Raw genomic sequence first — 12,450 nt, 5'->3', positions numbered from 1 at the left:
CTGCGGGAGGCCGCTGGTGCCGCCGCCGGTCCTGCCGCCACCGCCGCCCTCCGTTCCGCCTTCCATACCGCCTTCCGTGCCACCGCCACCGCCGCCGCCTTCCGTGCCACCGCCGCCGCCGCCGTCCGGCGCGCCGTCCGCCGACCTGCCGCCGCCGGTGCTGCCCCCGGCGCCCCCGGCCGCCCCGCCCGGTCCGCCGGCCCCCGGCGGGCCCTGGGGCGCGGGCCGGCCGTACGACCCGGCCGCCGGCCGGCCCGCCGCGCTCGCCCTGCTGACCGGCGCCGACTGGCGCCCGGCGCTGCGCGCGGTCGTCGCGCCCACCGCCGTGCTGCTGCTGGCCGCGCTCGTCGTCGCGATCCCGGTGGGCTTCTTCCCCTACACCGGCCTCCTCGACCCGCCCTCCTACGGCAAGCGCTTCGGCACCGCGCTGGCGATCGTCCTCGGCGCCCTCGGCGCGCCGTTCCGGCTGCACGTCGACACCGGCGGCCGGCCCGACCTCGCGGGCGGCACCGAGGTGCTGGTCCGCGCGGTTCCGCTGACCGTCACCGTGCTGTGGCTGCTCGCGCTCTGGCTCGGCCTGCGGCTCGGGGCGCGCCGCGCCCAGGAGCGCACCGGCGAGCAGCAGACCCGCCGGCAGGCGGCCGGCGAGGCCGTGCGCACCGCCGCGGTCGCGGTCGCGGTGACCGTGCTGCTCGGCCTGGCCGGCGGCGCCGGCTGGCACGAGGGCGGCCCCTTCGGCCCGGACGGCCCGGACGTCCGGGGGCCGGGCGGGACCGCCTACGAGTCCTCGGCCGGCTGGATCGAGGCGGCCGGCTGGACGGCGCTGCTCGCCGGGCTGCTCGCGTTCGCCGTGTACGGCACGGACGCGCTGCGCTGGGCGGCCTGGCGCAACCGGGCGGTGCGCGGCTGGGCGGTCGCCGGGCTGGCGGCCGGCCGCGCGCTGGCGGTCTCGGTCGGCCTGGCGTCGGCGGTCGGCCTCGTGGTGGCCGTGGTCCTGGGCGGTGACGAGGTCGACGGGGGCGGGCCGACCGGCAGCGCGGCGGCCTTCCTGCCCAACATCGGCCTGATGCTGCTCGGGCTGGGCTCCGGGGCGACCTTCCGGACCAGGAGCGAGGTGCCGGGCGCCGAGGACTCGGACTGGTACCGGGACCCGCGCGACGTCGACGAGTACTCCTTCTTCGACCTGCACGGCGCGAACGGCGACTGGCGCTGGACCGGGCTGCTCGCCCTGGCCGCCGCCGCGGTGCTCGGCTGGACGGCGTACCGGCGGCGGCTGGACGCCGCGGACCGGCTCCGGCTGGCGGCGGTGTACGCCGTGGGGCTCAGCCTGCTGATGCCGGTGTCCGGGATGCTGAGCTCCTCGAAGGCCACCGTCCGCGTCCTCGGCCGGAGCCAGGACACCGGGTTCGAGGCGGCGCTCTCACTGGTGCCGTGGACGCTGCTGGCGGCCAACGCCGTCTGGGCGGCGGTCGGCGCGCTGGCGCTTCCGCCGCTGCTGGCGGCCCGCGACCGCCGGGTGCAGGCGCCGTCGGCGAAGCTGCCGGCGCAGTCCGAGGGGGAGTACCCCGCCGGTGGGCCGGTGGTCTCGGAGGTGATCGGCTCGGGCGGCGGGCCGCGGCCCGCCGAGCGGCGGCCGGAGGACGAGGGCCCGGTGGACCCCAGCGTGTGGAGCCGCCGGCCGTAGCGCGCGCGCCGGGGCGCGCCGGAAGCGTCCCGGACGTCCCGGACAGGGCAAAGGGCCCCGCGGGGGAACGGGGCCCTTTGTCGTTCAGCACTCGGCGTCAGGGCAGCGCCGGTGCTGGGTGACGGCGCCGGGGGAGGAGCGCCGTCGGGAGAGTTGGCTCGACGGTCGCGCCGCCGCTCCGGCGGGGGTGGGCCGGCGCGCGGGCGCACAGTGCCGCGGCGGCGGTCCGGCGGGCATGCCCGCATCGGACCATCGCTCACGGAGCGTGAGGCGATAGTCGTTGCCACCGCGGGTCTCGGCGGCACCGGGACGGTCCTCCGCGGGTAGCCCTTCGGCCATCGGGAGAACCTCTTCCACGCAGCATCGTCCTGGACGAAGGGCTTGCTCTGCAACCGATTCGGCATGATTCGGTACAGGCCGTTTCCGGCCGGGCCGGCCTCCGGCCCGGCGGGGGCCCGCCGCGGCGGGTGCCGGGGCGGTCGGCGGAGGGGTGGCCGTGATGATCACGGTGCGTAATGGTGCTGGCCGGAGCGCACGGGGACGTGCGCGGCGGCGCGGGGACGGCGGACGGGGTGCGCCGGGATCGCGGCGGGTGCGGCGGCCGGCCCCGGGCGTCCCCGGCGGCCGGCCGCCCCACCTCCTTCGTCCAGTCGCGGCCGGGTTCGCTGTCCCCTGCTGGCCGGCCGCAGCACCCGCGCGCGGTCCCACGGCGCGCCGCTCCCCGGCCGGGGCCGGTTCTCCGCGACGGCGCCACGCGCGCCGGTGGACTGGGGGTGAGCTCCACGCGTGGTCCTGCAGTGCCGTACGGGGCGCCCTGGCCGGGGCGGGGGCGACGCGTCTGGCGGGCGCGGCGCGGATCGTACGGTCCGCCCGGAGCAACGAACCGGCGGCCGGGGCGGTCACGGCCGGTGGGGCGGGCAGACGAGTGAAACGGGTCGGCCCGGTAGACTCGGTGGCAGACCCCCGCCCGTCGCCCGCCGTGCACCCTCCGTAGGGCGCGCCGCGCGACACCTTTCGTACCGCTGCCGGAAGGCCGTCCGTGTCCTCTGCTACTCCCGTCCAGTCCGCACCCGAGACCGACACCGTCCTGGTCGTCGACTTCGGTGCCCAGTACGCCCAGCTCATCGCCCGTCGGGTGCGTGAGGCCCGGGTCTACAGCGAGATCGTGCCGAGCAGCATGCCGGTCGCCGAGATGCTCGCCAAGAACCCGAAGGCGATCATCCTCTCCGGCGGTCCCTCCTCGGTCTACGAGGACGGCGCGCCGCAGCTCGACCGCGCGATCTTCGAGGCCGGCGTGCCGGTCTTCGGCATGTGCTACGGCTTCCAGCTGATGGCCAAGACGCTCGGCGGCACCGTCGACAACACCGGCGCCCGGGAGTACGGCCGCACCCCGCTGACCGTCTCGCGCACCGGCTCGACCCTGTTCGAGGGCGTCCCGGCCGAGCACTCGGTGTGGATGTCGCACGGCGACGCCTGCTCCGCGGCCCCCGAGGGCTTCACCGTCACCGCCTCCACCGACGTGGTGCCGGTCGCGGCCTTCGAGAACGACGAGGCCCGGCTCTACGGCGTCCAGTACCACCCCGAGGTGCTGCACTCCGACCACGGCCAGCAGGTCCTGGAGCACTTCCTCTACCGCGGCGCCGGCCTCGCCCCCACCTGGACCACCGGCAACGTGGTCGAGGAGCAGGTCGCGGCGATCCGCGCCCAGGTCGGCAACAAGCGCGCCATCTGCGGCCTCTCCGGCGGCGTGGACTCGGCGGTCGCCGCCGCCCTGGTCAACAAGGCCATCGGCGACCGGCTGACCTGCGTCTACGTCGACCACGGCCTGATGCGCAAGGGCGAGACCGAGCAGGTCGAGAAGGACTTCGTCGCCGCCACCGGCGTGCAGCTGAAGGTCGTCGACGCGCAGGAGCGCTTCCTCGACGCGCTGAAGGGCGTCAGCGACCCGGAGGAGAAGCGCAAGATCATCGGCCGGGAGTTCATCCGGGTCTTCGAGCAGGCGCAGGCCGAGATCATCGCCGAGGCCGGCGAGCACGGCGAGTCGGTCGACTTCCTCGTCCAGGGCACCCTGTACCCGGACGTGGTGGAGTCCGGCGGCGGCACCGGCACCGCCAACATCAAGTCCCACCACAACGTCGGCGGCCTGCCCGAGGACCTCCAGTTCGCGCTGGTCGAGCCGCTGCGCAAGCTGTTCAAGGACGAGGTCCGGATGGTCGGCCAGGAGCTGGGCCTGCCGGAGGAGATCGTCCAGCGCCAGCCGTTCCCGGGCCCGGGCCTGGGCATCCGGATCGTCGGCGAGGTCACCAGGGACCGCCTGGACCTGCTGCGCGAGGCCGACGCGATCGCCCGCGAGGAGCTGACCGCGGCCGGCCTGGACCGCGAGATCTGGCAGTGCCCGGTGGTCCTGCTGGCGGACGTCCGCAGCGTCGGCGTCCAGGGCGACGGCCGCACCTACGGCCACCCGATCGTGCTGCGCCCGGTGTCCTCCGAGGACGCCATGACGGCCGACTGGTCGCGCCTGCCGTACGACGTGCTGGCCCGCATCTCCACCCGGATCACCAACGAGGTCCGCGACGTCAACCGCGTGGTGCTGGACTGCACCAGCAAGCCGCCGGGCACCATCGAGTGGGAGTGAGCACTCCCCGCCCCGGCCGGTCCTGAACCGGCTTGAACGGCCGCGCCGTCGATCCCGTACCAGGGTTCGACGGCGCGGCCGTTCGCGGTGGACGGCACCCGCCAGGTGGGCCCTCCCACCGAAAGCGCTCACGAGCGGGCAGAATGCGTCCGGACCTGTCAGGCGGTGACGGGCCGGTGAGGGAAGGTGTGGGGAATGGCGGAGGCCAGCAGCTCCGTGGCGGCCGGGCCGGGTGCGGCCGGTGCCGGGACGACCGGCGAGGGCGCGGCCGGACCGGCACCCGGCACCCCAGGCACTCCTGACGGCGCGGGCCCGGGCCGGGCCGGTCGGATCGCCGCCTGGAAGGCGGCCGGTTCGCGGCTGGCGCTGCTGCCGCTGCGGATCTTCCTCGGCGTCACCTTCGTCTACGCGGCGCTCGACAAGCTCTCCGACAGCCACTACCTGGCCGGGGCCGGCGACCCGGCCTCGTTCGTCTCGCAGACCCGGGCCGTCAAGGGCTCCAGCCCGATCGACTTCCTGCTCGGCCCGGCCCTGTCCCACCCCACCCCGTTCGCCCTGCTGGTCGCCTTCGGCGAGCTGGCGGTGGGCCTGGGCACCCTGCTCGGCCTCTGGGGCCGGCTCGCCGCCGCCGGCGGGGCCCTGATCAACCTCACCCTCTGGCTCACCGTCAGCTGGACCGTCGCGCCCTACTACCTCGGCAACGACCTCGCCTACCTGATGGCCTGGACGCCGCTGGTGCTGGCCGGCACCCCGTACCTCTCGGTGGACGGCTACCTCGCCCGCCGCGCCGCCCGGGACCGGAGGCGCGGCCTGCGCGAGGACCACGTCCGGCGCCGGGCCCTGATGGACGGCGGCATCGCGGCGGTCGCGATGGGCGGCGCCGGACTGCTCACCGGCTCGCTGACCGCCACCTTCGGGCGGGACAAGCCCGGCGCGGACGCGAAGGCGAAGCAGTCCGCCGTCCCGGCGCCGGCCGCCGCGCCGGTCACGGTGGACGCCGCGAGCGTGCCGGTCGGCGGCTCGGCCCAGGTCAAGGACCCGGCCAGCGGTGACGCGGTCTACGTGGTGCAGCCCAAGGCGGGCCAGTACTGCGCGTTCTCCTCGGTCTGCACGCACTCCGGCTGCGCGGTCGACGCGCCGAAGGACGGCAAGCTCTACTGCCCCTGCCACGGCTCCCGGTTCGACGCCGCCACCGGTGCGGTGGTGAACGGCCCGGCGACCAAGCCGCTGCCGAAGTATCGGGTCACCAAGGAGGGCGACAAGCTGCGCCTGGGGCCGCTGGAGAGTTAGGACGGCCCCGGGACAGCCGCTAGGACGCGCCCCGGTCCGGGCCGTGGTCCTCCGGCCGGGAGCGGCGCACCGCCGCCGCCACCGCCCCGGCCAGGCCGCCCAGGCCCAGGACGATGAAGGTCACCGGGATGACGATCCGGCCGTTCACCGAGACATCGTTCACCGCCGCCACCAGGTAGAGCACCGCGATCGCGGTGAACAGCCCCCCGGCGATCAGCGAGAACAGGTCGAGCTGGTGCTTCCTCACTGCTGGACCACCTTGATGTTGCCGAGCCCGACCTTCAGCGTGAGGTCGAGCGTGCCCTTGGATGCCTGTCCGTTCGCCGGGAGCAGCTGGTAGGTGCGCTTCCCCGGCCCGTCGTCGTAGCCGTCCTGGCCCGTGACGCGGACCTCGACCAGGCCGATCTCGCTGCGCACGTTGACCGTCACGCCCGACGGCACCGTCACGGTCAGGTCGCCGGCGCCGAGCTCGGCGGTGGTGGCCAGGGTCGCGCCGGCCGGGTCGATCGCGCTGAGGTCCAGGCGCAGCGAGCCGACCCCCAGCGAGTACTTGGGCTGCAGCTCGGCGGCCGTGGCGACGGTCCAGCTGCGGTCGCCGGCCACGTTCCGGGTGGTGACCGACGAGCCGCCGATCGCGGTCAGCGCGACGGTGAGCAGCAGGCCCGGGACCACCAGCCGGCGGGCCCGGCCGAACTTCGCGCCGAGCAGCAGGGTCAGCCCGATCACCAGCAGCGCGGTGGCCAGCACGGTGCCGGCCCGCACCGTCCCCCCGCCGTCGGCCGAGGCCGACCAGACGGCGCTGGCGGCGCCCACCGCCAGCAGCAGGCCGATCAGGCCGAGCGGGGAGCGCTCGCGCCGGTGCACCACCACGGGGGGGCGCGGCGCGGGCGGCGGGCCCGGCGGGCTCGGCGGGACGGGGCCGGTCTCCTTGCGCAGCGGGTCGCCCTGCGGCAGGTCGGTGCGCTGCCACCACGGCCGGGCCGGGGCGCCGGGCGGCGGGGTCGGGGCGGTGCCGCCGTACGGGTCGCGCTCGGGGTGGCGCGGGTCCCACAGGTAGCCGGACGGGCCGGCGTGCGGGGTGTCGGCCGGGACGGTGCCGGCCTCGCGCGCGGCGGCGTGCCGGGCGCGGGCCTCCTCGGCCGCGGCCGGCTCCTCGCGCGGCCAGCGGTAGCCGTTCTCGGCGGTCCCGGCGGAGGGGGCGGCGTCCGGGAAGTACCGGTCGTACGGGCCGCCCTGCGGTCCGCCGTCGCCGTCCCCGAACCCGTGGCGGTGGCCGTGCCGGTGGCGGCGGCCGCGGATCCGGCCGCCGCGGCGCCGCTCGGGGTCGTAGCGGACGGCGAGGAAGACCAGCCCGGCGAGCAGCAGCAGCGGGAACAGCTGGTCGCCGTCGCCCATCGAGGAGAAGAAGACGCCGGTGCCGATCACGGTCAGCAGCACCGCGCCGACCGACTGGCCGTCCACCCGGCCGGTGAGCACCCGCTGGAGCTCGGTGCGGCCGGAGCGGCCGCCCTTGCCGTCCGCACCCGGCTCGGTCGGCACGATCAGCCAGGCCAGGCCGTAGAGGAAGAGGCCGAGGCCGCCGGAGAGGCAGAGCACGACCGTCACGACGCGGAACACCACCGGGTCGATGTCCAGGTGCCGGCCGAGGCCGCCGCAGACGCCGGCCACCACGCGGTGGTGCTCGGCCCGGGTCAGCGGGGGTCGGTCCGGCGCGGGCGGGGCGCTCGTCCCGGCCTCGTGGAGCTCCTCTGCGCGGTGGTCTTCGGTCATGGCCACCATCCTGGTGGGTGCCGGACCCCCGCCCAACCGGTCCCGTCCCTGCTCGGACCCTGACTTGTCCCTGATAAGGGTCAGGGCCACACCCTGATGCGTCCGGGTCCGCCCGCGTGGAACCATCGGTGCCGTGGCAGCACCCGGTTCCGACCCCCGCCCCCTCGCCCCCGAGCCAGCGCCGTCCGGGGGCGGCGACCCGGCCGCGCCCGCGGACGGGAAACCGCCGTACCGCCGGCTGTACCGCAGCCCGCAGGGGCGGATGCTCGGCGGCGTCGCGCACGGGCTCGCCGTGCACCTCGGACTGCCCGTCAGCTGGGTGCGGATCGCCTTCGTGGTGCTGTTCTTCGCCCAGGGCCTCGGCGCGCTGCTCTACGCGGCGTTCTGGTTCGTGGTGCCGATCGGCATCGGCGAGCCGCGGGCCGGCGCGCACTGGGTGTACGTGAACGGCGCCTTCGTCCCGGTCGGCTCCTGGCAGTCGGGCGGCGGCGGGGAGCTGAGCAAGGGCGGCCGGCGCGGCGGGTGGATCGGCCGGCTGCGCGAGGTGCTGCAGCACGCCCTGCGCGGCGAGCCGGTCGAGGCGGGCGAGGGGGCCGGTGCCTCCGGCTCCGCGTCCGCGGGCCAGCGGCAGGGCGGGCTGGGCCAGCTGGCCGCGCTGGTGATGCTGGTGATCGGTGTGATCGCCCTGCTCAACGCGCTCAACGTGCAGACCGCCAAGCCGTACACCTGGCCGCTGCTGGCGATCGGCGTCGGTGTGGCGCTGGTCTGGCGGCAGGCCGACGACTCGCGCTGGCAGCGCTGGTTCGGCCTGGAGGAGGGCGAGAAGCGGCGCGGCGCCTACACCCGGGTCGGCGTGGGCGTGCTGCTGGTGGTGGCGGGCATCATCGCCTTCCTCGCCACCCAGGGCAGCGGCTCGACGATCGGCTCGGTGGTCGAGGCCTCGCTCGCGGTGCTGGCCGGTGTGCTGGTGCTGGTCGGCCCCTACGCGCTGCGGATGTGGCAGGACCTCGGCGCCGAGCGCACCGCCCGCATCCGGGCCCAGGAGCGCGCCGAGATCGCCGCCCACGTCCACGACTCGGTGCTGCACACGCTGACCCTCATCCAGCGCCGCGCCGAGGACCCCAAGGAGGTGCTGCGGCTGGCCCGGGCGCAGGAGCGCGAGCTGCGGCTCTGGCTCTACCGCCCGGAGGCGGTCGCCGAGCAGGCGCCGGACACCATGGCGGAGAGCCTGCGGGCGGTGGTGGCCGAGGTCGAGGACCGGCACGGCGTCCCGGTCGAGGTGGTGATCGTCGGCGACTGCCCGATGGACGAGCGGATCGCGGCGCAGATGCAGGCCGCGAGGGAGGCGACCGTCAACGCGGCCAAGTACGGTGGCGGGGGACCGGTCCAGGTCTACGCCGAGGTCGAGGGGAGGACCGTGATGGTGTTCGTCCGCGACCACGGCCCGGGCTTCGACCCGGACACGGTGCCCGAGGACCGGATGGGCGTACGCGAGTCGATCCTCGGCCGCATGAAGCGCAACGGCGGCACCGCACGGGTGCGGCCGGCGCCGGACGGCGGGACCGAGGTCGAGCTGGAGATGGAGAGAGCGAATGACTGAGGCAGCGCCGGAGCGCCGCGCGCGGGTCGTGCTGGTCGACGACCACCGGATGTTCCGGACGGGGGTACGGGCGGAGATCGGGCGCACCGAGACGACCGGGATCGACGTGGTCGGCGAGGCCGACGACGTGGAGTCCGCGGTCCGGGTGGTGGCCGAGACGCGGCCCGACGTGGTGCTGCTGGACGTCCACCTGCCCGGTGGCGGCGGCGTCGAGGTGCTGCGCCGCTCGGCCGGGCTGATGGGCGATCCGGGGGGAGTGCGCTTCCTGGCGCTCTCGGTGTCGGACGCGGCGGAGGACGTGATCGGGGTGATCCGCGGCGGCGCCCGCGGCTACGTCACCAAGACGATCACCGGGACCGACCTGGTCGACGCGATCTTCCGGATCTCCGACGGGGACGCCGTGTTCTCGCCCCGGCTGGCCGGCTTCGTGCTGGACGCCTTCGCCGCCACCGACACCCCGCCGGTGGACGAGGACCTGGACCGGCTGACCCAGCGCGAGCGCGAGGTGCTGCGGCTGATCGCCCGCGGCTACGCGTACAAGGAGATCGCCAAGCAGCTGTTCATCTCGGTGAAGACGGTGGAGAGCCACGTCTCGGCGGTGCTGCGCAAGCTCCAGCTGAGCAACCGGCACGAGCTGACCCGCTGGGCCACCGCGCGCCGACTGGTCTGAGCGGGCCGGCCGGTCCGAGCGCGCCGGCCGGGCCGGGCGGGCCGTCCCGCCACCCCGCCGTCCTGCGGCCCCGCCCGGTCCTGTCAAGGGCCGGGCGGGCTTGTCGGCGCGTGGCCATAGACTCGTCAGTGCCATGAGTAGCCTCTTTGACGACCTCCCGCTCCCCGGTTTCGAGGCCCCCGCCGCCGGGTCGAAGCAGCCCGCGCCGCCGATCGACGAGGAGCCGCCGCCGTACGGGGACGACGCCCCGTACGACGCCTACGAGGAGGCGATCCCGGACGGGCTGTTCCACACCGACCACGCCGCCGAGGCGGAGCGGGACGCCTGGTACCGCAACGGCGCCGCCCGCCCCGTGATCGACCCGGCCGCGCTGCTGGAGGGCATGAACGACCCGCAGCGCGAGGCCGTGCTGCACGCCGGCTCGCCGCTGCTGATCGTGGCCGGCGCCGGCTCCGGCAAGACCCGGGTGCTCACCCACCGGATCGCGTACCTGCTCGGCGCGCGCGGGGTGCAGCCGGGCGAGATCCTGGCGATCACCTTCACCAACAAGGCGGCCGGCGAGATGCGCGAGCGCGTCGAGCAGCTGGTCGGCCCGCGCGCCCGGGCGATGTGGGTCTCCACCTTCCACAGCGCCTGCGTGCGGATCCTGCGCCGCGAGTCCAAGCAGCTCGGCTTCACCTCGTCGTTCTCGATCTACGACTCGGCCGACTCGCAGCGGCTGATGGCGTTGGTCTGCCGCGACCTCGACCTGGACCCCAAGCAGTTCCCGCCGAAGTCCTTCACCGCCAAGGTCAGCAACCTCAAGAACGAGCTGATCGACGAGGAGACCTACGCCGATCAGGCCGCCAACCCGATGGAGAAGAAGCTCGCCGAGGCGTACGTCCTCTACCAGCGGCGGCTGCGCGAGGCCAACGCCCTCGACTTCGACGACATCATCATGACGACGGTGAACCTGCTCCAGGCGTTCCCGGACGTCGCGGAGCACTACCGGCGGCGGTTCCGGCACATCCTGGTCGACGAGTACCAGGACACCAACCACGCCCAGTACACGCTGGTCCGCGAGCTGAGCGGCGGCGCGGCCGTCGACGCGCCGAAGCGCACCGTCGACGGCGACTGGGTCGACCCGGCGGCCGGCCGGCTGGCCGAGGTGCCGCCCGCCGAGCTGTGCGTGGTCGGTGACGCGGACCAGTCGATCTACGCCTTCCGCGGCGCGACGATCCGCAACATCCTCCAGTTCGAGGAGGACTACCCGAACGCCACCACGATCCTGCTGGAGCAGAACTACCGCTCCACCCAGACCATCCTGAGCGCGGCCAACTCCGTCATCGAGCGCAACGCCAACCGGCGCAAGAAGAAGCTCTGGACGGCCGGCGAGGACGGCGAGAAGGTCGTCGGCTACGTCGCGGACGACGAGCACGGCGAGGCCCAGTTCATCGCCGACGAGATCGACCGGCTCACCGACGCGGGCGCGGCCAAGCCCGGCGACGTCGCGATCTTCTACCGCACCAACGCGCAGTCCCGTGTCTTCGAGGAGGTGTTCATCCGGGTCGGCCTGCCGTACAAGGTGGTCGGCGGGGTGCGCTTCTACGAGCGCAAGGAGGTCAAGGACGTCCTGGCCTACCTGCGGGTGCTGTCCAACCCGGAGGACACCGTGCCGCTGCGCCGGATCCTCAACGTGCCCAAGCGCGGCATCGGCGAGCGGGCCGAGGCGATGATCGACGCGCTGTCCGCGCGCGAACGGATCTCCTTCGCGCAGGCGCTGCAGCGGGTCGACGAGGCGTACGGGATGGCCGCGCGCTCGGCGAACGCGGTGAAGAAGTTCAACGCGCTGATGGCCGGGCTGCGCCAGGTCGTCGAGTCCGGCGCGGGTCCGGCCGCGGTGCTGGAGGCGGTGCTGGAGGAGACCGGCTACCTCGCCGAGCTCCAGGCGTCGACCGACCCGCAGGACGAGACCCGGGTGGAGAACCTCCAGGAGCTGGCCTCGGTCGCCCTGGAGTACGAGCAGGACCCGGGCGAGCGCCCGGACGCGGGCGAGGACGGCGCGCCGCCGGTCGGCTCGCTGGCCGACTTCCTGGAGCGGGTGGCGCTGGTCGCCGACTCGGACCAGATCCCGGACGAGGACGGGGAGGGCCAGGGCGTCATCACGATGATGACCCTGCACACCGCCAAGGGCCTGGAGTTCCCGGTGGTCTTCCTGACCGGCATGGAGGACGGCATCTTCCCGCACATGCGGGCGCTCAACCAGGTCAAGGAGCTGGAGGAGGAGCGGCGCCTCGCGTACGTCGGGCTGACCCGGGCGCGGCAGCGGCTCTACCTGACCAGGTCGGTGCTGCGCAGCGCCTGGGGGCAGCCGTCGTACAACCCGGCCTCGCGGTTCCTGGAGGAGATCCCGGAGACGCTGGTGGAGTGGAAGCGCACGGGGGCGGCGTCGGCGCCGGCCTCGCGGGGCTTCTCGTCCGGGTCGTCCTGGGGCGGGAAGTCCTCGGGCGGTTCGGGCGGGTCGGGCGGTTCGTCGCGCGGCGGCGCCTCCTCGCGAGGCCAGTCGGCCGGGGCCTCGCCGAAGGCGGGCTGGGGCCAGTCGGCGCGGCGCTCGGGCGCGGCGGTGGAGCGGGAGGTGGTCGCGCTGGCGGTCGGCGACCGGGTCACCCACGACACCTTCGGGCTGGGCACGGTGGTGGCCACCACCGGGGCCGGCGACAAGGCGCAGGCCACGGTGGACTTCGGCACGGAGGGGCGCAAGCAGTTGCTGCTGCGCTACGCGCCGGTCGAGAAGCTCTAGCGGACCCGGGGCTCCCCGGCCC

General features: G+C 75.1%; 8 protein-coding genes. 6 read left to right on the top strand and 2 right to left on the bottom strand.

The window, feature by feature from the left end; all coding sequences use genetic code 11:
* Window positions 1–103: 103 nt before the first annotated feature.
* From ACFC0B_RS14240 to ACFC0B_RS14230, 3 genes are all read left to right on the top strand, one after another.
* Window positions 104–1,684, top strand: coding sequence for a hypothetical protein (locus tag ACFC0B_RS14240; protein ID WP_376086090.1), 1,581 nt, complete (start codon window positions 104–106; stop codon window positions 1,682–1,684).
* Between the two features lie 1,039 nt (window positions 1,685–2,723).
* On the top strand, window positions 2,724–4,319 hold the full coding sequence (guaA, locus tag ACFC0B_RS14235; protein ID WP_376086088.1) for a glutamine-hydrolyzing GMP synthase: 1,596 nt from the start codon (window positions 2,724–2,726) through the stop codon (window positions 4,317–4,319).
* A gap of 195 nt (window positions 4,320–4,514) precedes the next feature.
* Window positions 4,515–5,609 (top strand): Rieske (2Fe-2S) protein, encoded by a 1,095-nt coding sequence (locus ACFC0B_RS14230; protein ID WP_376086086.1) that lies wholly within the window; start codon window positions 4,515–4,517, stop codon window positions 5,607–5,609.
* A gap of 19 nt (window positions 5,610–5,628) precedes the next feature.
* Here the strand turns inward: ACFC0B_RS14230 and ACFC0B_RS14225 are convergent, their stop codons facing one another.
* On the bottom strand, window positions 5,629–5,856 hold the full coding sequence (locus ACFC0B_RS14225; RefSeq protein ID WP_376086084.1) for a hypothetical protein: 228 nt from the start codon (window positions 5,854–5,856) through the stop codon (window positions 5,629–5,631).
* Window positions 5,853–7,379, bottom strand: a complete 1,527-nt coding sequence (locus tag ACFC0B_RS14220; protein WP_376086083.1) for a PspC domain-containing protein — start codon at window positions 7,377–7,379, stop codon at window positions 5,853–5,855. The genes ACFC0B_RS14225 and ACFC0B_RS14220 overlap by 4 nt, the downstream gene beginning before the upstream one ends.
* Window positions 7,380–7,641: 262 nt before the next feature.
* Between ACFC0B_RS14220 and ACFC0B_RS14215 the strand changes: the two genes are divergently transcribed.
* The 3 genes from ACFC0B_RS14215 (at window position 7,642) to pcrA (ending at window position 12,428) form a co-directional block, all read left to right on the top strand.
* Window positions 7,642–8,979 carry a PspC domain-containing protein gene (locus ACFC0B_RS14215; protein WP_376086381.1) on the top strand — a complete coding sequence of 446 codons (1,338 nt, stop codon included), beginning with the start codon at window positions 7,642–7,644 and terminating at the stop codon, window positions 8,977–8,979.
* Entirely contained in the window at window positions 8,972–9,649 is a 678-nt protein-coding gene (locus ACFC0B_RS14210; protein ID WP_030300497.1) for a response regulator transcription factor, read from the top strand. Before ACFC0B_RS14215 ends, ACFC0B_RS14210 begins: the two co-directional genes overlap by 8 nt.
* Before the next feature lie 133 nt (window positions 9,650–9,782).
* On the top strand, window positions 9,783–12,428 hold the full coding sequence (pcrA, locus tag ACFC0B_RS14205) for a DNA helicase PcrA (protein WP_376086082.1): 2,646 nt from the start codon (window positions 9,783–9,785) through the stop codon (window positions 12,426–12,428).
* The last annotated feature ends 22 nt before the right edge of the window (window positions 12,429–12,450 follow it).

The organism is Kitasatospora sp. NPDC056184 (genome assembly GCF_042268405.1).
Taxonomy (GTDB): Bacteria; Actinomycetota; Actinomycetes; order Streptomycetales; family Streptomycetaceae; genus Kitasatospora.
Note: the sequence above shows the minus strand (reverse complement) of the source record. Positions and strands in the feature narration are given on the sequence as shown.

Bases quoted from the DNA above. Each gene is read 5' to 3' on its own strand.
- ACFC0B_RS14230 (WP_376086086.1), top strand. From the start codon at position 4,515: ATGGCGGAGGCCAGCAGCTCCGTGGCGGCCGGGCCGGGTGCGGCCGGT.
- ACFC0B_RS14220 (WP_376086083.1), bottom strand. From the start codon at position 7,379: ATGACCGAAGACCACCGCGCAGAGGAGCTCCACGAGGCCGGGACGAGC.
- ACFC0B_RS14215 (WP_376086381.1), top strand. From the start codon at position 7,642: ATGCTCGGCGGCGTCGCGCACGGGCTCGCCGTGCACCTCGGACTGCCC.
- ACFC0B_RS14210 (WP_030300497.1), top strand. From the start codon at position 8,972: ATGACTGAGGCAGCGCCGGAGCGCCGCGCGCGGGTCGTGCTGGTCGAC.
- pcrA (WP_376086082.1), top strand. From the start codon at position 9,783: ATGAGTAGCCTCTTTGACGACCTCCCGCTCCCCGGTTTCGAGGCCCCC.